Genomic DNA, 23,654 nt, shown 5'->3' on the forward strand with positions numbered 1-23,654 from the left:
AACCCTTCATGACTTCAGCGACCGCTGAAAGAAAAGCGAGTTACGGCATCGCCAGTTGTTTCCGTAAAAGACAAACCAGAGGTTTTGCATAAAGCACTCGCATAGGTTACGAATGCCACTACGAGTGCTTATTTGTATAAGTACTTTCTTGGTTGAGGCTTAGCTCATTTCTATAAGCGGCGTAAACCCCACATTAAATACAAACCGCCAATGAGAGACGCCATAAGCCCTGTTGGTATTTCTTGCGGGTAAAGGACCTGTCGTCCCAACCAATCAGCCAACAACATCACCCCTGCCCCCAGTATCGCGGCGCATAACATGTGTTGTGACGCTTTGTTAAAACCAAATAAGCGAGCTAAATGCGGAGCCAACAACCCAACAAAGCTAATCGGGCCAACAACCAATGTCGCACTGACCGTGAGACAAGCAACTAAAAGAAGCAGTATTGCGCGTGAACGATCAACTCGAATTCCAAGTGCTTTAGAGGAAGCGGCACCGACAGGAAGAATATCTAGCCATCTTACGCAGAGAAAACTCAACCCTATAAAGACAAGCGCAGATAAAGACAATGGGAGTAACGTTTCAACCGAGACATAGTAGGTAGACCCAGACAACCAAGCCAATGCTTGATAACTTCTTGGGTCACCAGTGGCTAGAATAAAGCTCTGTATTGCATTCATCAGTGCGGTTATCGCAATACCAGTCAATAAAATACGCTCCGGCTGAAAGCCTGACTTACGGTTTAGCAGCACAATGACTAATACCGTCGCTAATGCACCTACGAGCCCGCCTAGAGAAAGAGTGAAAATTGACGAACCAAACTCAGTAAACATCGCGATGATCAATCCCATCGCTGTCCCTGAACTGATACCGATCACTTCAGGACTTGCCATTGGGTTTCCACTTAGGCGTTGAATCATGGTTCCAGCAATCGCTAACATTGCCCCCGCAATTGCTGCTGCAAATAATCTAGGTGCGCGCCACTCCAAAAAAATCCAATTTTGGCTAGCAAATAAGTTTGCCCACCCTTCATTTTGCACAGCAACCGTGGCAAAAAGAACAACAGAAATTAACGTGCCGATCAACGCCAATGAGATCGCTTTAGGGTTTAACTTGTAAACATGTTCACGATGTCGAGTTAACACTGTTTGAGTATGGCCCTGCGTCTTTTGTGATAAGCGAGGTAACAGCCATAACAGTAGCGGAGCGCCCAGTGCAGCGGTTGCTGCTCCCGTTGGTATAAAACTCGCCATTAGCCCCGGCAATTGCTGAATAACCAAATCGGTTAAAGTCAATAACATCGCACCAATCAGCATTGATACCCAAAGCTTATGCTGGATTTTATTGATACCTATCAATCGAGTAATCGCTGGCGCCGCTAACCCGATGAAACCGATGATTCCTACGGCAGAAACCACCCAAGAAGTGATTAACACCGCAAGCCCAAGACAGACAAAACGCAACTTAGCTAGCGAGACACCTAAACTCTTGGCACCTTGCTCGGAGAGTTCCAACAGACTTAACGGCTTTGCAATCACAAATGCAACGACCGTAGCAAGTGCGATTCGAGGGGCAAGATACGAGAAATCTCCCCATCCACTCTGAACAAGCGAACCGGCTCCCCATATCATTAACCCATTCAGCTTTTCGGTATTCATCATCAGAATAACCGTACTTAATGATGCAAAGTACAGGTTTATCACTAACCCAGAAACGACGACAACCGTTGGAGATAACGCTCGTCGCCATGACAACAGCATCACCAACCCCATCGATATCACACCGCCGATGAGAGCAACCAAATTAGGCGCGATATCCAACATCCAAGGTGCAAATAGCGTAGCTAACATCAAAGCAAAACTTGAACCGCTCGCCACACCAAGTGTCGTGGGTGAAGCGAGAGGGTTACGCAGCACTTGCTGCATTAATACCCCAGCAACCGCTAATCCAGCACCAGATATAATCGTGGTGAAGACTCGAGGCCACCAGCTAAAGTGAAGTAAAACAGAATCGATAGATTGAAAGTTAGGCTCCCATAAACTGCTTAGAGCCAACGAAAATGAGCTTACTTGGTACAATTGGAAAGCACCAATAGAAAAGGTAAATGCCGAAAGTAACACCACAAAGCTTAAAGGCATCGTTTTCATTGTGTTAACTCCTCGACCTTACTCGCCGTAACTAACTCTGCGAAACGGAGAGCTGAAGGCATAGAACCAAAACTCCAAACGGGCGCGACTTGCATGACCTTTTCACCAGATTGTTGAACAACATATTGCCAAAATGGGTCTTGAGAGAGCTGCTCTGCTCCACCATAAGGTAATGGCTCTACGATAACAATTTGAGCTTTTATGCCAGCTAACTTGTCGATGCCAACTAGGCTGAAGCCCCAGCTATTCGTCTTTTCATTCCATGCATTACTCAACCCAATCTTTTCGATAGCCTGAGAGTAAAGACTATTTTGACCAAAAACACGAACGTGCTTTGTATCCATAAACTGAATCATTAAAAGCGGCGGCTGGTCTTTGTTTATGCGCTGTTTTAATAAAGAGAAACGTTCTTCATATTGTTGGATAAGTGCCTCAGCTTCCGCTTCTCTTCCTAGCTCTTCACCAAACCTCCGAGTGAAACTGGTAAGTACCGACCAATCTGTGATCCCGCTTTCATATAAGTCAATCGTGGTAACGGGGGCAATATCGACTAAGCGATGCTTCATTGAGGAGAAGTACGGGGCAATAAAAATACGGTCAGGTCTGAGCTCGTAAATACGCTCTATATTGGGTTGAGTTCTTAACCCTACATCCTTAGTTTGAGGTGGTAACGGTGGCGATTTTACCCAAGCATCGTAATCTTGCCCTTGAGCGACGCCTACGGGCACAACCCCTAACGCCAACATCGTTTCAATTTGTGTCCAATCAACCGACATCACCCGAGGTGACGCCTCAGCTACTGCTTGAAAGGAACTGACCAAAAGCGCACTAAGTGAGAGAGCGAAAGAGAAATGTTTAAGTCGAGTGTTTGTACTGCTCATTATTCCAACCTTTAGCTTGGCATCGCCACCGGATAACCCGCAGGGTGGTCAGAGATCATCATCTCTATCCCATATATGTCCCTCAACTTAGGTTCAGTAAACACCTGTTCAACATTGCCTTGTGCAATCAAATCACCTTGATGTAATGCAACGATGTAGTCGCAAAATCGTGCAGCCAAGTTGATATCGTGTAATACGATAATAACGCCCAAACCCAGTTCTTGACTGAGTTTAGAGATAAGCTTCAACATATCTACTTGATGGCTGATATCTAGCGCAGACAAAGGCTCATCAAGAAGCAAATACTCGGTTTTTTGGGCTAACAGCATAGCTAGCCACACACGTTGACGCTCTCCTCCAGATAACGTGTCCACTAAGCGATCTGCGTATTTTAGTGTGCCTGTCATCGCCATTGCTTCTTCAACAATGTCGTGATCTTTCTTACTCAAACGTCCAAGTAAACCATGCCATGGATAACGACCAAAACCGACTAAATCTCGACCTAAAATACTGTCGGTCACCGGAAGATGCTGAGGCAAGTAGGCAATATGTTGGGCGAATTTTTTCGCTGAGAGATCGTTAATGCTCGTTCCATGCAGAACCACGTCACCAGCTGTGTATTGCTGTTGCTGTGCCAGCAACTTTAACAATGTGGATTTTCCTGAACCATTGTGTCCAACAAGGGCGTATGTTTTTCCGGGTTCAAATGTCACATCAAACGCTTTTAGCAATGACTTGCCTTCAATCTCAAACTGGAGTGCTTTAGCTTCCAACATCCCTACTTCACCTAATAGCCATTTACGAATAACAGTTATTCAAAGCTCTCATTCGTTGATCACGTTTGCCGTTCTTATTCAACAGAACGATTAATAAGGGAGGTTTTATATAACAACAAAGATACAAATGCAAACCGTTGTCATTATCATTACATAAACAAGATCATTGAGAGAATTGCTAAGTGTTAGTGATAATTTGCTCTGCTGAACTTCATTAGTAAATTATAGGCAGGTCAACGAGAGCAGCGGTCTCCCACTGCTCTCGCATAAATTTGAACGAATACTGCAGCGTATGAAGAAATGAAAAATGCCGCAGTGAATACATTAATGACGAGCGTCAGCGCCAAACTCTACTTCTTTATAGATATCGGCCAGCGACTTTTTACCTTGTTTGTCTTTGGCTGAACGCTTTTTCTTAGTTTGATAATGGTATTCTTGCTCCTGAAGTGCTTGTTCGTGCTCTTTTGCTGACTCAACAAACTCAGGATTTGCAAGTGCTTGTTGGCGTAAGCGGTTTACTCTTTCAAGGGTTTCCCACAACATACTTCACCTCCAAACTTATTACTGTATATAAAAACAGTATTGTTTAAATATTCCTCCTCGTCAACATTTCAACTTTGTTACTGCTCTTCACATTAACCCCAAGCCTGTATAGTGCTCGGGATATTTGTGGATGATTTGCTTTATATAACCTTGATGCTCTCGCAGAGCATCAACACATTCTCGAGATAACCACCCCTGATATACCCATTTTTCAAGTTCTAACAATGCGTATGGGATGGACCACGCTTGTCTATACGGATGGTGCGTTGTCATAAAATCAAAGGCATTCGCGGCAGCCGTAATTTGGGCGACTATTGGTATATCATCATTGGTTAAACCATAAGGATAACCAGTGCCATTTAAATTTTCGTACTGATAAATAATCATCTGCAAAAACAAAGTCACACTCGGGTGAACCGGATTTCCGATACGGGCAACTATGTCATCCGCTGAATCGATACAACGCTCAATATGTTGAATCAATATCGCCTCTTGTTCTTGAGAGTAATTTGTTCGGCGGCTAGCAATTTCAACTGGCAGCTGACTATCACCGAGCGCATGGAACTGAGCAAAAATACCAATATCTTCGACCATTTCGTCATTCAGGTGATAACGATCCGCTAACTGCGTTGCGATAATTTGACTGTAGTACTTCATGCGTTTGGTATGCGCGTAATACTCAGGTGAATAGCCTGGCATCATACATTGCATTCGGTTCGCTAGCGTTTCTATCGCATTGACTACTTGAGTTTCTGATTCAACCGCAAATCGAATCATTTCGAAATAAGGTTTAAGACCATTCAGCGCTTCTAAACTAAACGCATCACGTTGAGTGGAGTTCAAAAATACAAAACCAGTAAAAGCTTTATTGTCATAACAAGGAATAGCAGCCGACGACTGATATCCGTGTTTGAGTAAAATTTGAACCCGAGGACAGTGATTAATATCATGAAGGTCTTCGACGATACGAGGAACCGCGTTTTTAGAGGCAATATTGAGGTGGTGGAGTTTACGGAATGCTGATTCGTGATGGGCTAAACACCAAGTGTCGAACTCACTTTCTGCAAATGATTTGAGCACATCTTGGTCTGGGTGATATTTTGCAAATGACACCCTATCAATACATGGCAAGTGCGCCTGCATCCTGCCTTTTAGCGTTTGCAGTTGCTCGTTAAGCGGTTTTGCAAACGGGTAAAAACTCCGGTGCGCCATGCTTCACCTCCACACCAAAGCAGAGAAACAAGAAAAGCTCATTGTGTTGCAAATTCAATGGTATTTTGAGCGGTTTTCTCCACTTAAATTATCGATATACCACAACTTAAGTGTACGAAATAAAAGCACATTTCTACCAATTTTTTCACCGGATATCTTACGGTAATTTGATCCAGATTAAAAAAGCCAACGAGCAAAACTCGTTGGCCTAACAATACTGATTGATTACGATGGATTCAGTAACTAGAGGTTATTCAAAGAACGTTCTAAACAACTAGCCTAGAGCAGGAAGCACACCTAGCGTAATTAACACCTGAGCTAATACGATACCAGTGCCAGCAATGCCCGTTATCACTAGCGCACCTTGACCACCAGCGACGCGGTACTCCCCAGTAAAATCATCCGATTTACGAACCTTGATCACCATAACCAAAGGCAAAAAGATGGCTAAAATCGCTAAGGCAATCGCTGCATAGCCCAAAGCCATAATAAAGCCTTGAGGATAGAAAAGTGCGAAGCCTAGCGGTGGAGTAAACGTCACTAGTGCCGCAATCAAACGATTAGGCTTATCGTTACTTCCTTTGATGGTATCACCCAAAAATTCGAATAGACCCAAACTCACGCCAAGGAACGATGTCAACAATGCCAAGTCAGCAAACACACCAACAATGCTACCCAAATTTGATTGGTGTACTGTCTGAGATAGTTGACCAATCAGTGCGCTCAACCCTCCGTTCTCAACAAGCGTACTTTGGCTAACCACACCCAACGTCACGATTTGCCAAAAGATATAAATAACGAGTGGAATCGTCGAACCAATAATAACGGCTTTGCGTAAAGAAGAAGTGTCACCGTCTAAGTAATTCACAATTGCAGGTATACTTCCGTGGAAACCAAACGAAGTAAAGATCACCGGAATCGCTGCTACAACAAGGCCTTGTTCGATTGGCATACTTAACAAGTAAGATTCCGTAACGTTTGGAGCAAGAAAAGAAAGCACCGCAACCATCGCAATGAGCTTCATCGCGAACAGAACTCGGTTTACTTTATCGACCGTACCGGTACCCACTGTCACAACTAAAGTCACAATCAAGGTAAAGATTATCGTTGATGTAGGCCCTGAAATATCGAGGTCAAACCATTGTGCAAGGCGGTCTCCGAACTGAGCACCACCGCCAGCGATATACGCTGCACATAATGAGTAGAAAAGAAACAACATCGCAAAACTTGCCACCCACTTGCCTTTTAGACCTAGGATCTGTTTCGCCAAAGTATGAAGTGTAGCACTACTCTCCGCATGTTGATGAAGCTCAAGCATAAGCAAGGCAGTGAAAGCCATCAGAGCCCATAAACCTAGCATGATGATAATTGAAGTTGAAAAACCAATGCCGGCAGAGGCAAGTGGAAGCGCTAGCATACCAGCGCCTATTGTAGTGCCCGCAATAATTAGCGTACTACCGAATACTTTAGAACGACTCATTGTATATTAATCTTTACACTTTATTAGAAATTATCAGTATTAGATCGGGCAACGGCGGACCGAAACCAACACCATATTTGTATTGCCGTCGATATTGTAGGATCTTTAGCAGAAGATCAAGCAAAGTGTAAGGATAAAAAACCACACATGTAAACTATAATTTACGCCTTGCTGATATTTAACAATAACTGTGTGCATTCTTCCCTGTTCATGAACTTGGGAACAGGGTAATTCCAGTGCGCCTCTTTCAGAATTAAATCAACAAGCGCATCAGCATCTTCACGTTGAATGAGCGCACTGGTTTGCTCAATATCAATAGTTGAAAACAAGGACTCCAGATTCGCCAAAAAATGCTGAGCACTTGCGTTACCTAACTGCCCCTCGGCCGTCAACTCATCGAGCTTTCTTAGTTGAGGCTCAATCTCTGATAATGAAAAGCGCAGCACAGGCAACAAGGCTAATCCGTTTGCCATACCATGAGGTATTCCATATCTCGCACCGAATGTGTGAGCAAAGGCATGAACATAACCCAAACTCGCTTTGGTAAATGCTAAACCCGCGTAATAGGATGCCATAGCCATTTTATGACGAGCTTCGACATCATCCCCTTGCATCACAGCCCTAGGAAGATATTTAAAAATGAGTTTAATAGCGGCAACCGAATAAGCCATCGTTTCTTGAGTAGCGTTTTTCGATACATAGGCCTCAATAGCGTGGGTTAATGCATCAACGCCAGTATCAGCCGTGATCTTAGGAGGTAAACCAATCATTAAATTCGCATCTAAAGCTGCCATTAGTGGCACCAACTTTGGATCCATTAAAGGGGTTTTAATGTGTGAGGAGGGATCTGACACGACCGCAGCGATAGTAACTTCACTTCCGGTTCCAGCCGTTGTTGGAATAGCAAAAAGCGGCGCTGGCATTCGCCATACTTTCAATAGTCCAGCTAATTTTTTTATTGGCCGTTTATTGGTAACTTTCGCAGCGATAACTTTTGCACAATCCATTGCAGAGCCGCCACCCAAAGCTAATATGCCCTCACAATGAAAACGATGATAAGCCTCTAGACCACTCTCTACCTGATCATAGGTAGGATCGGGCTTAACTTGCGAGAAAACATCTAACTGTAAATCGAGTTGTGCTGCAGCCTCAAGCACCTTATCTACAATACCGACTTGGACTAACCCTTCGTCGGTAACTAACAAAACGCGTTTAAATCCCAGCTCGGTCATCGATTCTAATAGCTCATTCATCGAACCAGGGCCGGAAAACAAGGTTGGTCTCGGCATAGGAAGGATAAGGGCTGCTATTTTTAACCCTGCGGTGTAAGTCCGATATAAACGATGCTTCAACATACGAAGTCCTTTTCATTTAGAGCTATCATTCTAGCTACTTTTACTACCTATGCTTACTTTGCAATCACACATTTTCAATAAACTTATCTCACTAAAAGGGCTAGCATCGCTGGGAAACCGTACCATTTTATTATCTTCCCTCAACGACATGAGCTACAGAGAAAATGTTTTCAACGACGCTCTATTGTCATGTAGTTAACAAGCTGCTTTCCCTATTACTCTGTTAGTTACAGAGCAAGCCTCGAAGAAGTCTTCTTATTTTTTGCCTTCAAAAGCAACAATATGAATTCTGTTAATCAGACATCAATACCGTGTGTCTCTGGTTGAGCCCGAACACGATCTACAAAAATAAAAATAAGAATGCGTTACATCATGATTTATTGTCGTTTTCAAATAAGTCAACAAGAGCAACAATAATCTTTCAAAACTTACACTTAGTTCAAATATCTGACTCTTAACCATGAGCTTCAGGTGATATTATTATGCAACTAGGATTATTATCCCGCCCATAATCAAAACTATGTCTAAACGCCCACCTTTTTGGGGTCTATTCGCTGTCGTACCCAATTTTTCCTATCACCTTCTGATTTGGGTTTAGCGTGGGCTAATTAGCAATGTCGGTATAAACCATGAATCATTCTTGCCATTCCCATACGGACATGGGCTTTGAAGTCGATCTGAAACAAGCACTTATCTGGGTTGCTCGAGCACTCGACTGTGTCGGTGTTGATGATACGCACCATAGCCATCGTGTCGCTTACATCGCTTACCAATGTGCTCGGGTCATGAACTGGGAACCAGAAAAAGCGGAGTTTTGCTACTTCGCAGGGATGATCCACGATTGTGGGGTCTCCGAAACACAAGAACATAAAATGTTACTTGAGGAGTTGGTGCCACAAGATGTAAAAACACATTGCTTAAGAGGATACCGAAGCCTCAAGCAGTGTCGTTTGTTGCGTCAGTTTGCTACACCTGTTCTTTACCACCATACACATTGGAGTGAATTAAAATATCTTGATTTACCGCCTTTTGAAAAAGAGGTCGCTGCCCTACTCTATTTAGCCGATCGTCTCGATTTTATGCGTTCCAAATACGTCATGAACTGCCACTGTGACATTGTCACACTTCATGAAGAACTAATTGCAGAATGCATCATGGCAAACGCTGGAACTTTGTTTAATCCAGACATGGCTAAGGCAATGGTTAAGCTCGTTATGACCGACGCATTTTGGTTCGCGATGGAGTCTGAAAATATAGAAACCATCGGATTAAACTTTAAAAGCATTGATTGGCTTCAAAAACAGCTCACCATCCAAGATATGAATAGTTTGGGCATGTTTATCGCTCGAATTGTTGACGCAAAAAGCCCATTTACTTATCAACATTCGCAAAAAGTGGCGGAGTTATCTCGGTATCTAGCCATCAAGCTTGGGTTTTGTGAGCACGACCAAGAGATGTTATTTATTGCTGGGTTGGTGCATGATATCGGAAAGTTAAAAACACCAGATGAGATTCTTCATAAAGAAGGCTCTCTTAATAAACAAGAGTATACGCGTATTAAACGCCATACAATTGATACTCAGCTCGCATTACACAAAGTGTTTCCCAACGCTAAAATAGCGGAGTGGGCCTCTAATCATCACGAGCGTTTGGACGGTTCTGGCTATCCTTATCATAAAACAGGAGACGAACTCGATGTACCATCGCGTATTGTCGCGGTTGCCGATGTTTTTCAAGCTCTGTCTCAGGACCGGCCCTACCGAGGACGAATGGCTCAAGCACAAATCGCCGCGATTATGGGTGAGCAAGTCGCTAAACAAGAACTTTGTTCTGACGTCTATGCAGTGCTAGAGCGAAACATGACCGAGTGTTACGAGCTATCAACTAATGTTTAATCGATAAAGGGCGTAGCTACGCCCTTTGCTGATTTTATGCTGGTTGCAAACCAATCATTTTGCAATATCAAGTACATTGTCTCGCACACCATTGATTCTGAACCAACCTGCAATACTGAAACGCTCAGCATTGGTCGGTAAAACCTCATGCGGGAATTGCTCAGATAAGAATAAAAGTAAGCGTCCCGATTGAGGAGGGATGGTTGCTATCTTATTATCATTTAGATCGTAAACCACCAATTCACCTGCATCCTTTTCCGTCCAAGATTCGTTCATGTAAAAAACGGTTGTCAATCGACGGTTTTCATTGCCCTTAAAACAATCTAGATGCTTTTGGTAGAAATCCCCTTCCTCGTACTTGGCAAAGTGAGCTTCATACTCAAAAAGCCCCAGAAACAAGTGACGGTTCACTTCTTGGCGTATTTCTTCCATCTTATCTAAGTAAGAAGTAACCGCGTGCCCCATATTGGGCGATAACCATTGAATTTTGTCACTTCGAATTGACTCAATACGAGTCACATCGTCATTACGACCAATACGCGCTTTTTTCCAGTTACTTGGAATGCAGTCTCGTAATTGAGCCACTTCTTGTTCAGAAAGAAAATCATCCCAGATGTAGTAGCCATGGGTTGCTAACGCATCGATCATTTTATCCATTATTGTCGTTCACTCATATTAGTTGGGCGGTCTATATAAAAAATCTTCAACCTCACAACAAATGCGATTTTTTGTCGAAACGACAACAAAATAAAAAGAGAGTAAAAATAGGTGATGACGAATATAAAAATGCCGCTCATATGAGCGGCAATATCTTTTATTATTGACGAGCTTCTAATCTGGTTGGATGAACTCGCAACGGACTAAGACGTTTAATAGTCGGGCGTTGTTTGTTTTTTAACTGGATATGACAAAGTTCCAGAATTAAGCCGAATGCCATCGCAAAATACACATAACCTTTGTTGATATGAATTTCGAAGCCTTCTGCCATCAATAAACCACCTAACAAAACGAGGAATAACAAAGCAAGTGTCTTAAAACCAGGGTAACACGACACCAGGTTATTGATTTTTTCTGCTGTCATGACCATCACGATAGCAGAAGAAACAATCGCTGCGACCATAAGTGGGACATCACTTGTCAAACCAACGGCGGTTATCACCGAGTCCATCGAGAATACAGCATCCACGGCAACAATCTGCAACAGAACTACCGCTAAACCAGTACGGGCGTGAGTTGAGTGAGCCGACTCGTTGTGATTTAACCAACTCCACAACTCTTTCAGGCTTTTAGCCAAGAGGAATGCACCACCCGCAATCATGATGACGTCTCTTCCGGTAAACGCTTGGTTCGCCAAAGAAAATAGCGGTTGAGTCAATTGCATGATCCAAGAGATTGAAAACACTAAACCAATACGAGCAATAACAGCAAGACCAATACCAAGGTTTCTTGCCAGTTTACGTTGGTGCAGCGGCAGTCTTTCACATAAGACAGAGATAAAAACGACGTTATCAACGCCTAAGACAACTTCAAGCGCAAACAAAGTGGCGAAAATAGCCCAAGCTTCTGGTTGCATAAAAAGTTCTAGCATGAGCATGTCTCCAATAATAAGAAGACATATGGTGAAGGGTTTTGTCGACTAAAGGGGTCGTCCATTAATTATTTATACCTTTGTTACTGAGGGAGCATGAGTAAATCACCAAACAATCAACAAAACAATATCTATTTTAATTAACAAGGAACAAGTTTAATTCGTGTACAAATCAATCAACTCCTCCAAATTGATTAAAATTACATAGAAGCTTTAGAATTGAATAAATGAAAGCATTAAAGTCCAATAAAAATAAGATAAATTTCTAGACTTATAAGCACCATCAATCCTTATGCAACCCATTAAATGCATTGAGCTCAAAGAGAAACAGGCGTATTTCCGAGATAAACAATAGTAAAAATTTGTTTCATGCTGATATACTGCCAAAAATCATAAGAAACCATGCTATTTATGGACTACATTGCTCTTTCGCGTATAAGCCTTAAACATCTAACTGTTTTACATATGTTGTTAACCACTCACAGCGTCACACTTGCGGCAGAACGCTTGTGTGTAACACCATCGAGCGTCAGTAAAACGCTCGGACAGTTGCGCGAAACGCTAAAGGATGACCTTTTTTACCGTGATGGCACTCGCTTAGTGCCGACAGCATTTGCGCTGCATATAGGCCCGTCAATCCATGGCATACTCTCCAGTATGAATGGGTTATTACATCAAGGCTCTTTTAATCCGGCTTACTATCAAGGTAGTTTTTCATTAGCAATGCGTGAAAGTTCGTTTGAGCTCTTTGCGCCAGTTCTACAGCACTTGTCCCAACAACTGAGCAATCACGCGCACTTGAATGTCCATGCGAAAGAGGAAATGAGCTTCGATGCATTAGCAAGAGGTCAAGTAGATTTTTTGTTGCTTCCTCACGATCTCAGCCAACCACCCACACAAAATAAAGACTTGGTCTGGAAAACCATTTTGAAAGACGAAATGGTTTGCTTAATGAGAGCATCGAACCCACTCGCTGAGCAACCCTTATCTGTTGAAAGTTACCTTTGTGCAAGACACATCGGTATTCATGATAAAGATCTGTCACAACCTTATTTTGAGCAAAATCTCACCCAAAGGCATTCAAAACGAAACTTGGCCATGCGTGTAGCCGACTTTGGTTCAGCTGCGGTGATGTGTCAGCACTCGGATTACTTGTTCACATGCTCCAAGCTTTGGGCAAGAGCGGCAATGCAAGCAAAAGGTTTGGTTGAGCAAGCTCTTCCATTCGATTACGGGCAAGTAGCCTACAGCCTCGTTTGGAACAAAGCGAGCTTAAACGATCCCGCTTTAAAATGGTTACAGCAACAATTACTCGACGCTTGCGCCATGTTAGATGCCTGTGATGCGTAAGCATAGATAAACAACGGTACTACGTGAGTACTGTCGGCACTGTGATAGGGTTACTCACGTAGCATCGAAGCTCTGATTTTAAGCGTTTGATATCATGATGAGAGCACATATCCCAAGTTAACGCCTCCCCCACTACTCCATGATGCTGAAAGGCATTTAAACGGATAAGCACCGATTCAGGAAGAGTACTCAAGTAACGTCCAATTGCTACGATTTCTATATCTAAATCACTTTTTTGGGGAATATGCAGTAAGCGGACCTCGTACAATTTTTCGTGTTCAACTAGGTACTGAAGGGTTTTAAATACACGATGATTATCACGCCCAGTTAGCCACTGATGCGTCTCCGTCTGCCACGCTTTCAAATCGATCATTGCGCCATCCAGAAAAGGTAGAATACGCTGCCAACCAGCAACCGCTAAAGAACCGTTACTGTCGATGAAACAAGAGAGGTGCCGTAATTCAGGATCTTGTTTTATCCCTTTAAACAGCTCAATAATGAAAGGAAGTTGTAAGGTAGATTCCCCACCGGATACAGTAACACCACTGATGAAAAAGCGATGTTTGCGTATCAAATCGAGCATTGTTACTACAGAGTAGTCAGTAATTTTTGGATTAGATTGGTTCTGACATATCTCTATACAATGATCGCAGTGGGTGCACTCCTCTTTAAGCCAAACAACGTTGTTGTTTTCGTCGAACTTCAATGCGCCTGCTGAACATTCACTCACACACTCACCACAATGATTACAATGGTTTATCGTGTGAGGATTGTGGCAGTTCAAACACTGATAGTTACAACCCTGTAGAAAGATGACTAGACGATTTCCTGGCCCATCAACACAAGAGAAAGGAAGGATACGAGTGACTTTTGCCAAAAGGCTTCCACTTCGTCTAGACATCTTGTTCTTTCCTAAACCGAACTTATGCCTGCGTGTAAGTCGGTGTTACTTCATGACTCACCACACGTGGCGAGCGTTCTAAAATTTTGGTATTTTTTGCTGCTTCTGCACCTAGAAACGTCGTGTTGGTTCTCGAACCTTCTTTATCATATTTCGCAACATCTGAAAGTTTGATCATGTAGCCTGTCACGCGAATTAAGTCATTTGAAGTGACATTCGCGGTAAACTCACGATAACCAGCATTTAGTGCCCCTTTACATAAATTGAACATCGCTTCTGGGTTAGATTTCACCGTTTCATCAATCGTCAAAATATCGCTGATACCCGCACGATAATACTGATGATGCTTCGTCGTTGCTTGTACATAAGTGACAGGGTCTGGCTCAGCACCATAAGGCAGACGTACACCTGGCGTAACATCATGATCTAAGCTAATGCCGCCTTGTGCATGTAAGAGCGCTTTGCCATCTAAACCATATTTCACCGGGGTTGAGTCCACCAGTTTAGCCAGTGTTGCTGAAACATCATGAGCAAAAGTATTTGCTCGATCATTTTTTCCGTATCGCCCTATTTGCCCTTCTTTTTCAAATAGAAGGTTTACCGCTTCGGCCATGCCGTAAACGCCATACATTGGCGCGAAATAGGACTCTTTTATCAACCCTTCTTGCGTCAAAAAGCCTTGAAAGAAGTTCGATTTTTCATGCAAGTGCGTGCTTCTTGCGTTTATGAGCTCGACCATTAATCGATGGTAAGAAGGCAACGCACTGTTTAAGAAGTCGTTACAGTCTGATGCTCGTTTTGCAACTTCTTTTAAATTCATTCGCACCAATGTGTTCGAGCCACCTGCTAATGGAAGCGAGTTGTAGCAACTTACAATACCAAAGCGTGAGCCGTTGTAGGCTTTCGCGTGCATTGGGTAATTGGCGATATGCGGTTTACTGCATTCACAAATGTTCTGTGTCGCTTGACGAAGTAAATCATCAGGCGTAACTGTCTCGTCGTACATAAAGGTGAGATTCGGTGCAATCTGCTTGAGCTCCGCATCTACTTTTAAAACAGTGCGACAAATAATGTTGTCTGTCGGTCCGACATTCACATGCATAAACGCATCTGGCAATGTGCGATCCAGCATGATCCAAAAATGTTTTAACTTTTTGTAAATCTGGCTCTCTGTTAGGTCGCCTATATAAGGCAACAAGACATCATCTAACTGACCTAAGTAAACCGGAATGTTCGTTACCGAAGGAACATGATGGTAAATGATGGTCAGCATGTTCAACGCATCATCGAAATCATCAGCCGGAGACAACTCTAGATAGTCTGAGCCTTGCGATAGAAATTTAGCGTAATCAGGCAACACGTAGCGAGGTTTAAACGGTGCATGACCTTCAAACATATCGCAGATGATGCCTTCATCCATTGCTTGTCTCAGTGATGGAGATACGGTCATGTAAGGAATGCACGCTTCCGCCTCTAAAGCTAAAAAACTCGACTTCTGTTTTGGAGAAAGACAGACGTCGGTCGCGATATCTAGAAAACGTTGTTGTAGTTTAGAAAGGCTTGTCATCTAAGATATTCCTACAAAGTAACCACAAGCCCACAAGACAAAATACGAGCTCTACCCCTAAAGAGTAACGTGATTTTACTCCTGCTTGGCTGTTGCCACTAATGAAAATAAACAAAACGCCTATTTCCATTCTGGAAATAAGACAAAGCTAAATTAGCGCATTCCAACTTACTATATGGGAAACCTAACTGCGTACCGAAGTCTGTCTTATTTATCGGTTTGCCGTCGACAACATCACGCCTGCACCAATAAATACTCCACCAGTCAAACGATTAAACAACTTCGCTCTTCCAGCGACAAACAACCAATCGGAGGCTTTTACCCCTAACAATGCATAAAATGTTAGCCAGCTAAGCTCAAAAACCACAAATGTAGACGCGAAAATCGCGTATTGAGCCAGTAGCGGTGCGGAAGGTTCAATGAATTGAGGAAACAAAGCGGTGAAAAAGACTATCGCTTTGGGGTTACTAGCGCCAACAATGAAACCACTAGTAAACGCGCTGAACGCTGTCGCGGAACTTTGAGTCGTTGCCGTTTTATTAAAATCTGTCTGAGATGAGCGCAACGCTTGAATACCTAACCAGATTAAATAAGCGGCACCACACCATTTGATAATATTAAAAACTAACTCAGATGAAGCAATGACAACTCCCAGCCCGGTAAATGAGAGCGTAAGGATGATCGTAATCGCAGACAAACTGCCAAGTGCAGTCATGAAAGCAATACGAAACCCACTACTCACTCCTTTACTTAAACACAACAGTGAGCTTGGTCCTGGTGAAGCTGTGAGCACGAGAATGGCAAGAGTGTAAAAAATCCATGTATCTATTTGCATTGGCATCCCTTCCAGCAAAATGAGGTTTATAGCCCATTGTGTATAGAACTATTTTATCGCCCGGTTTCTATCCATGAAGCCGAGGTCTTAATCACCATCTTGCATCTAAATAACTTAGAAAAAATTAATAGATAGTTATGCAAATAAAATACGATCTACATGCAAGGATGTAAAGCCTGTTGTATAAGCTTATCTATTTCTCTTAATCATAAAAAGGCTTAGGATCGATCTCTAACGATGAAGGCGCGATCGCTCTTTCAATTTTGTACGCACTCGTTTTTAAGTCCACCATCGTGACATCAATGTATCGTTTATACTTGCGGGAGTAGAAACATTTCACTTCTGGCTTTAATGCTTGAGATTCATTTGAAGACCAAACAATACCAACACGCCCATCGTTCAACTCGACAATGGAGCCTACGGGATACATCCCAATGCAATTAATGAATTTGTAAACTAAGTCGGCGTCTAAATGAAATGGCGTTAGACTCAACAAGATTTTAAACGCTTCGGCAGAACTCATGCCTTTTTTGTAACAGCGATCAGCCGTTAGCGCATCGTAGATATCTACAATACAGCTCATACGGCCGTGAATTGGAATATCATCCCCCTTCAAGCCTCTAGGATAACCATTGCCATCTAACTTCTCGTGGTGCATCAAACAAACATCACGGCTTACGTCACTAAGCCCTTTTACGTGAAGGATAATCTCACCTGCGAACACTTGATGTAGCTTCATATGTTCAAATTCTTCAGGCGTTAGCTTCGCTGGCTTGTGCAAGATCTTATCATCGACTTTAATTTTACCTACATCATGAATAATGCCACCTACAGCAAGCTGTTTTAGCGTTGGCTTATCCAAGCCCAAGTACTTACCGAATGACACTAAAAGACAAGCGACATTGACGGAGTGTTCCAATAAGTAAGAGTCTTTTTTTCGGAGTGCAGAGACACACTGCAACGCATCTGAGTCAATCAAAACACTTTCAATGACATCGTCAGCCCAAGCTTCTACTTCATCAACTTCAATGATTTTTCCTTCAAAAGTTTGATTCAATAGTTTTTGCGCCAAATCTTTTGCTTCGGCGATCAGCTTTTTGGCTCGCTTGTGTTGGATGTCTCTCGAACGATAAGTTCGTTGACCCCTCTTAAAATCTGAGTGTTTCTGCTCTCTCGTCTCTTTAGTGGCATCAGTTGATTCATCTACAGGCTTGAAGACACACTGCTGCGAAGATAATGTTTGATCTACCCAAACATACTTTACGCCACTTGTAGCAAGCTTCTTAATGCCTTCAGGGCTAGATATTCGCCCCGCATTGGCTAAATTGACGCGCTTGTTGTGCTCTATCGCGGTGACAAACATACCAACGCCGATATCAGCGAGCGCAATTTTGATTGAATTTTTCGGATCGTACTGCATATAAAGAAGGCTTACTCGATATTAACGTCCGCATTATAAGAGATTTGATTACTTGGCGTGATAATAAATTTGAATTGATTACAATTAATGAGCATCCTGTCAATTAATAATCGGTCGCGCTCATTAAGTCCTTTTTGTTATTATGGTTTTATCCAAGATAGCATATATAAAAATGACGTTAGAAAACAGCACATTGATACCGACACAACTGAAAATAACTTTAGGATAATTATTCATAAATATTTATAGATTGCGGACGGCATCAATAACTGTATTTTATAAATGATTTTTACTGTTGACTATTTTTTATAAATGTCGATGATTAGCCGCCTAATCTTAGTATGTTATTAACCTAGTAGCGCATAAAATGATAGCCAAACAATTTGAACTGACACTTTTGTGATTGTAATGTACGCCAGCAGATCAACTCTATGTTATCAACCCCAACACTCATCTCTGATGCTAAAAGGCTCGAGGAGGAAATATCTTGACCACCATATTTGACCAACAAGTCTCAGATAGTGACCGAGAGTTCCTAAAAATCGTCGAAGAACGATTCATTCATATCTTCGATGTATTTAACGAAGGCCTCTTTTACATGGATGAGTTTGGCACCATGGTATTTTATAACAAGGGCTTTTATGAGCAGCTTGGTATCAACGCTGGTCGAATCAGCTTAGAGCAATGGTTAGACCTTGTTCACCCTCTCGATCGAGAAAGACTCTCCACTCGGGTCGATGCTCACATCATTACCAACAACACGAGAGTCACAACGACCTACCGCGTGCGTAAACCCAATGGACAGTACGTCTGGATTGAAGGCGTAGCCATGACCAAAGAAACAGAACATGGTCATTATATGGTTGGTAGCCACCGTGATATTTCTGAACGCAAGCTGATGGAAAGCTACATTCATCAAGTCGCATTTCATGACAATGCGTCAGGTATGGCTAATCGCGCCCATCTCTTGCTGGATATTGAAGATAGTGTGCGAGCCACCGATTCTTGTGCATCTATCTGTTACATTCAGATAGAAGAGATTAAATCTTACTTAAATCAATATGGCAGCGAGTTGGTCGATGGGTTAGTGGAAAAATTGCTACAAACTCTCAGTCACCTACCTTCTCCAAATAGTTCTGTATATCGCGTACATGATGATGACTTTGCGATTTTGATTCACGATGAATGCTCGGTAGAAACGCTGCAAAGTTATGCCGAAAGTTTAAAGGAAACCTACCACGAGGCAGTGATTGAAGAGGGCCAATACTTAGGAAGTAACATTAGTATTGGTTTGTATCCTTGCATAGATCCAAGTCACTCAGCAGAGGAAATATTACGTAAAGCAGCACGAACTTGTCAGTACGCAAGCGAGCAGAATAAAGACCGTGTTGCGGTTTACAGTGAGAAAACTCAGCATGCCGTAGACCGTTATTTCTTTATTGAACAAGGTCTAAAAAGTGCACTAGAAAAACAGACATTAAGCGTTAAGTTTCAGCCAATTATTGACGCCAAAAGCTCAAAAGTAGTGAGCTTCGAATCTCTGGTTCGCTGGCGTAGCAAAGAGTTTGGCGAAATTTATCCAGACGAATTCATCCCCGTTGCAGAGAACAAAGGTTTGATTGTCGAACTCGGATATCAAGTCTTTGCCAAAGCGTGCGAATTTATCAAAAACTACCGTGAGCGTTACCAAAACCAAGTTCGTGTCAACGTGAATGTTTCTGTACTTCAGTTAATGAACAGTGAATTCCCTGCGCGAATTAAAGCCATGGCGGATGAGGTTGGTGTCGATCCTGAGTCTATTGTTTTGGAACTAACAGAAACGTTTATTTTGGATAATAATCAGACAGCCATTGCCCCTCTGAATACCCTCAGGGAACTAGGATTTGCACTCTCTCTGGATGACTTTGGATCTGGTTACAGTTCATTAAATAGCTTCTTCGACCTCCCGATGACACAAATCAAAATTGATAGGTCGATGGCGTGGAAAACACTAACCAACCGCTCTTCACAAGAATATCTGAAGTTTCTTATCACTATGTGCCAGGAAAATAATATTGAAGTAGTGATTGAAGGAATTGAAGACGCCAAAATGTGTGAATTTTTTACCGAAATGGGCGTCGATTATCTGCAAGGTTATTGGTTCTCTAAGCCACTTTCTGTTGCCAGTGCAAGCCGCTATTCGTTGAGTTAAGCATACTAGAGCAATATTCCGCACGGCCACGTTAAACATGCTGAACTATTCACTATAGATTTCAGACACTAACTGGCCGTGACGAAAACAAGCTTAATGTCCCCCGATTAATGTAGACGTTCAAACACCACACTCTGATCTAAATGTTCGTGATACTGAGTGTAATCTAAGCCCACATCAAAGATATATTGGGTCACCAAGTTTCTAACGCACTCTATTAATTGGCTTGCTTGCCATGGTTTTTCAAAGTAGCGGTCAATGCCTGCGGAGTTGATCGCATTAATCGTATCGGTGTGCGTCGCTTGCCCGGTAAGAAGCACTTTCCTCGTAAAGCCAAAACGACCGTCTTTTGATACATCGGTCAGCAGCTCTACTCCCGTTTTACCTGGCATCACATGATCGGAAATAATCAATGCGATCATCTCGCCTTCTGCATCAAATTCATCCATCAGTTCTAGAGCCTCACCTGCTGATTCGCAGTCTTCGACATTCAACCATTGATTTAACGGCTCTAAATCTTGTAGAACCGCGCTTAGTACCTCTCGTTGGTCATCAACGCAAATTACATTAAGCTTCTCCATGTTCACCCTCTACTGGTAACTTGATTCTAAAAATCGTTTTTTCACTGTCGCTCTTTACCACAATAGAGCCGTTATATCCGGCGATAATGCGCTTCACAATCGACAGACCTAACCCTAAACCAAACGACAATCCCCCCTTTTTAGTGGTGAAGTTTGGCCGGAAAATTTTTCTACGTGTCGCTTCATCAATTTCTGGTCCATTGTTAGCAATCGTGACCAAAATTTTACCCTTACTCTCCCGAGTATGTATTTCGATACCGGGTTTCTCCGTTTCACCAAGTGCATCGCACGCATTCTTTAATATATTTACCCAAACTTGGACGAGTTCGGTTTGAGAACCAATAAAAGCAGGTAAATCCGCAGGGCTAAAACGAACACTCACTCGTCTTAAGTCACTTTGCAATAGAGCCAAGGCGCGATTGATTGAATCATTGATGTTAATCGCTTCATCCAAGTCGATATCCGTGCGCCCCAATTGTTTTACGGATCGCACAATGCCAACGGTATGTTTAGAAGCGATGCGTAAGTCATGGAGATCTCGCCCCATTTGCCAGAAACGTATCGCTTCTTCTGGTCTTTTTAGCCAATGTTCTGAAAGGAAGTTATTTGGAACGGCTCGCGCAAGATCACGAGCAACCTCCTTGGTTAAACCGTAGTATTTTTCGAAGTGGCGCCCCCGCTTTCTCGCTTCGCTAGAAGAGACTTTCTGCCCTTGCATTAAACCAAAATCAAAAAATTGACTCGCTTCCGGATGAACTTCTTCAAGCAGTTCCATGATAACTGTCTCTAGCCGTTCTGATTTACTGCTTACAACGCCTATCGCATTGTTCAACTCATGAGCAATACCCGCTGCAAGCTGCCCCAACGTTGTCATTTGCTCTGCGGTATGAAGCTTTTGTAGCGCTTTTTCTTTAGCTAATGCCTCTTGCATTGCACGCCGTTGACGACGAGATAATTCGTTAACCATCACAGGCATAAATTGTGTCGTCAATGGTCCGTATGTCGCCTCTTCCACGGCGGGCGTATCACGCTGTATCCAAGCCAATTCAACATCGGTTTGAGCAATCACTGTCGAAGAGGCAGTCCACGTACCAGAAAAGAAACTGTGTACGCCAATAAACGCACCTTGAGACGCAGAAAATACCTGAATCGGTTTCTTGTCATCTTCCGCGTAATACCCCGCCAGTTCTCCCGACAGCACATAGTACAAGCGATCGTTGTAGCCAGCTTGCTCAATAAGCACCGACCCGGATAAAACCGTTAATCGGCGTTCAAGGTGATTAAAATAGCGTTGTACTAACGCGTCTAACTTCGTTTCGTACATGGTGGGTTATCCAATATGCCCAACAGTATGTAAAATCCACACCATCACAAAGCTGAGTAATACGCCAATCACGCCTAGCACGGCACCGATACGAGCCATTTGGCCGCTCTCGACATGCCCTGTTGCATGAGCTAACGCGTTTGGTGGCGTACTGATTGGTAACGACATACCGAGTGAAGCGGCAAATGTCACGACCAAGATCAGAGTAACTTCACCGCCGAGAGGCGTTAGCGAAGCCATAGAAGTACCCAGCGCAGCCATAATCGGCATCAGCAAGTTTGCGGTGGCTGTATGCGACATAAAGTTTGCCATTAACAAGCACAAGAAAGCCGCACCAAACAAGACAACATATGGCGAGAACTGATCAAACGGAATGCTGTGTACCACCAGCTTCGCAAGCCCGGTTTTATCTAGAGCAAGACCCAGAGCAATACCGCCTGACACCAACCAAAGCACATCCCAAGAGATTTTCTTCAAGTCTTCTTTGTTGATGATGCCCGTCAATGAGAACACTGCGACCGGAATTAATGCTACTGTGTAAGAATTCATTCCATGTGCAGAACCCATCAACCAAAGAATAATCGTGCCGGCAAAGGTGACGTAAACCATTATTGCTTTGGGTGTTTTCAAAAACTTGCTTTTAATGTTCAGATCGATGGTGGTTTGTTCGGCTTTATACAAAAAGCCAATCAGAAACCAGGCTAACGCCATCATCACAATAACGAATGGCACACCAAATACCATCCATTCACCAAACGTAATTAAGTTGTCACCAACCAAATATTTTAGGGCGATGGCATTCGGTGGTGTGCCGATTGGAGTACCAATGCCACCAATGTTGGCCGCAACAGGAATACACAAAGCGAATGCAATTCGACCTGGGTCTTTAGGCCCGAAAACCGCTATCACAGGGGTTAAAATGGACAACATCATCGCTGTTGTTGCGGTGTTTGACATAAACATGGAAAAAACAGCGGTGATCAGCATCAACCCCAGCATAACGAACTTTGGTTTTTGTCCAAATGGTTTGAGTAACACTCGGGCTAAGTTGACATCTAACCTGTACTTTGTCGCCGCCATAGCCAAAAAGAAACCGCCGAGGAAGAGCATAATAATCGGACTAGCGAAGGTCGCCATTATCTCGTTGTATTGTAATAGTTCACCAAAATGTGGCTGCCCCTCTTGCAAACGAAAGAGCACAATACCTTTATTTGATACAAGCAATAGCTCTAGGACAATGATCACAACCGAAGTGGCGTAGATTGGAATTGGCTCGAATACCCAGCAAAGTGCGGCAAGCAAGAAGATTGCAATCACTCTTTGCTGGACGATAGTAATGCCATCAAATGGGAACGCAGAGAGAGGCATTAACCAAACAAGCAATGGTATCAATGTTGGAACAACGTATTTGAGATAAGGGCGCATAGTACTACTTCTCTTCCTGAGATGGTTAGCCAGACACATTTGGCGTTTGGAACGCTATTACCCGCCGCAAAACCAAAACTTTCAGACTGTTTTTTAAGCCTTCAGAGACGAAATGCGGTAATGGCGTTCCAGAGAAGATTATGTACACTGTTTTCAAACAAAACGTTGGTGCGAGATCAATGA

General features: G+C 43.0%; 19 protein-coding genes. 3 read left to right on the forward strand and 16 right to left on the reverse strand.

Features of this window, described 5'->3' with window-relative positions:
- Positions 1-170: 170 nt before the first annotated feature.
- From fhuB to J4N40_RS09235, 7 genes are all read right to left on the reverse strand, one after another.
- A complete protein-coding gene (gene fhuB, locus J4N40_RS09205; RefSeq protein ID WP_250654201.1) occupies positions 171-2,147 on the reverse strand; it encodes a Fe(3+)-hydroxamate ABC transporter permease FhuB in 1,977 nt (658 codons plus the stop codon).
- Entirely contained in the window at positions 2,144-3,028 is an 885-nt protein-coding gene (locus tag J4N40_RS09210; RefSeq protein WP_250654202.1) for an iron-siderophore ABC transporter substrate-binding protein, read from the reverse strand. The genes fhuB and J4N40_RS09210 overlap by 4 nt, the downstream gene beginning before the upstream one ends.
- An 11-nt stretch (positions 3,029-3,039) precedes the next feature.
- The gene (locus J4N40_RS09215; RefSeq protein ID WP_005389081.1) at positions 3,040-3,804 is read right to left on the reverse strand and encodes an ABC transporter ATP-binding protein; all 765 of its coding nucleotides are present in this window, start codon (positions 3,802-3,804) and stop codon (positions 3,040-3,042) included.
- A 324-nt stretch (positions 3,805-4,128) separates the two neighbouring features.
- Positions 4,129-4,347, reverse strand: coding sequence for a hypothetical protein (locus J4N40_RS09220; protein ID WP_005377723.1), 219 nt, complete (start codon positions 4,345-4,347; stop codon positions 4,129-4,131).
- Between the two features lie 87 nt (positions 4,348-4,434).
- Positions 4,435-5,559: an HD-GYP domain-containing protein gene (locus J4N40_RS09225; protein WP_115385952.1), complete on the reverse strand. Its 1,125-nt coding sequence runs from the start codon at positions 5,557-5,559 to the stop codon at positions 4,435-4,437.
- A 274-nt stretch (positions 5,560-5,833) separates the two neighbouring features.
- On the reverse strand, positions 5,834-7,039 hold the full coding sequence (locus J4N40_RS09230; protein ID WP_054576914.1) for an aromatic amino acid transport family protein: 1,206 nt from the start codon (positions 7,037-7,039) through the stop codon (positions 5,834-5,836).
- A 161-nt stretch (positions 7,040-7,200) separates the two neighbouring features.
- Entirely contained in the window at positions 7,201-8,394 is a 1,194-nt protein-coding gene (locus tag J4N40_RS09235; protein ID WP_005377729.1) for an iron-containing alcohol dehydrogenase, read from the reverse strand.
- A gap of 629 nt (positions 8,395-9,023) precedes the next feature.
- Here J4N40_RS09235 and J4N40_RS09240 point away from each other — a divergent pair.
- Entirely contained in the window at positions 9,024-10,289 is a 1,266-nt protein-coding gene (locus tag J4N40_RS09240) for an HD domain-containing phosphohydrolase (protein ID WP_250654203.1), read from the forward strand.
- Between the two features lie 54 nt (positions 10,290-10,343).
- On the opposite strand, the gene J4N40_RS09245 is transcribed toward J4N40_RS09240, so the two are convergent.
- Together J4N40_RS09245 and J4N40_RS09250 are read right to left on the reverse strand one after the other, a co-directional pair.
- On the reverse strand, positions 10,344-10,946 hold the full coding sequence (locus J4N40_RS09245; protein WP_005377733.1) for a 2OG-Fe(II) oxygenase: 603 nt from the start codon (positions 10,944-10,946) through the stop codon (positions 10,344-10,346).
- A gap of 160 nt (positions 10,947-11,106) precedes the next feature.
- Positions 11,107-11,877: a TerC family protein gene (locus J4N40_RS09250; RefSeq protein ID WP_005377734.1), complete on the reverse strand. Its 771-nt coding sequence runs from the start codon at positions 11,875-11,877 to the stop codon at positions 11,107-11,109.
- Between the two features lie 411 nt (positions 11,878-12,288).
- On the opposite strand from J4N40_RS09250, the gene J4N40_RS09255 reads away from it, so the two are divergent.
- Positions 12,289-13,227, forward strand: coding sequence for a LysR family transcriptional regulator (locus J4N40_RS09255; protein WP_005377737.1), 939 nt, complete (start codon positions 12,289-12,291; stop codon positions 13,225-13,227).
- 19 nt (positions 13,228-13,246) lie between these two features.
- On the opposite strand, the gene J4N40_RS09260 is transcribed toward J4N40_RS09255, so the two are convergent.
- The 4 genes from J4N40_RS09260 to J4N40_RS09275 all read right to left on the reverse strand — a co-directional run bounded on the left by J4N40_RS09260 (position 13,247) and on the right by J4N40_RS09275 (position 17,950).
- On the reverse strand, positions 13,247-14,128 hold the full coding sequence (locus J4N40_RS09260) for a YjjW family glycine radical enzyme activase (protein ID WP_054574118.1): 882 nt from the start codon (positions 14,126-14,128) through the stop codon (positions 13,247-13,249).
- A 22-nt stretch (positions 14,129-14,150) separates the two neighbouring features.
- A complete protein-coding gene (locus J4N40_RS09265) occupies positions 14,151-15,695 on the reverse strand; it encodes a YjjI family glycine radical enzyme (protein ID WP_250654204.1) in 1,545 nt (514 codons plus the stop codon).
- Between the two features lie 211 nt (positions 15,696-15,906).
- Positions 15,907-16,530 carry a LysE family translocator gene (locus J4N40_RS09270; RefSeq protein ID WP_005377741.1) on the reverse strand — a complete coding sequence of 208 codons (624 nt, stop codon included), beginning with the start codon at positions 16,528-16,530 and terminating at the stop codon, positions 15,907-15,909.
- A gap of 202 nt (positions 16,531-16,732) precedes the next feature.
- Positions 16,733-17,950, reverse strand: a complete 1,218-nt coding sequence (locus J4N40_RS09275; RefSeq protein WP_047102196.1) for a cyclic di-GMP phosphodiesterase — start codon at positions 17,948-17,950, stop codon at positions 16,733-16,735.
- Positions 17,951-18,437: 487 nt separating this feature from the next.
- Here J4N40_RS09275 and J4N40_RS09280 point away from each other — a divergent pair, with 487 nt between their 5' ends.
- Complete coding sequence (locus tag J4N40_RS09280; RefSeq protein WP_005377743.1) at positions 18,438-20,141, forward strand: putative bifunctional diguanylate cyclase/phosphodiesterase; 1,704 nt, start codon at positions 18,438-18,440, stop codon at positions 20,139-20,141.
- A gap of 107 nt (positions 20,142-20,248) precedes the next feature.
- Here the strand turns inward: J4N40_RS09280 and J4N40_RS09285 are convergent, their stop codons facing one another.
- Genes J4N40_RS09285 through J4N40_RS09295 form a run of 3 tightly spaced genes read right to left on the reverse strand, consistent with a single transcriptional unit; the run spans position 20,249 to position 23,471 of the window.
- The gene (locus tag J4N40_RS09285; protein ID WP_250654205.1) at positions 20,249-20,722 is read right to left on the reverse strand and encodes a response regulator; all 474 of its coding nucleotides are present in this window, start codon (positions 20,720-20,722) and stop codon (positions 20,249-20,251) included.
- On the reverse strand, positions 20,709-22,046 hold the full coding sequence (locus J4N40_RS09290) for an ATP-binding protein (RefSeq protein ID WP_005389108.1): 1,338 nt from the start codon (positions 22,044-22,046) through the stop codon (positions 20,709-20,711). Before J4N40_RS09290 ends, J4N40_RS09285 begins: the two co-directional genes overlap by 14 nt.
- A 6-nt stretch (positions 22,047-22,052) precedes the next feature.
- Positions 22,053-23,471, reverse strand: a complete 1,419-nt coding sequence (locus J4N40_RS09295; RefSeq protein WP_017634015.1) for an SLC13 family permease — start codon at positions 23,469-23,471, stop codon at positions 22,053-22,055.
- Between the last annotated feature and the right edge of the window lie 183 nt (positions 23,472-23,654).

Origin of the sequence: Vibrio sp. SCSIO 43097, assembly GCF_023650755.1 — a bacterium.
GTDB lineage: Bacteria > Pseudomonadota > Gammaproteobacteria > Enterobacterales > Vibrionaceae > Vibrio > Vibrio alginolyticus.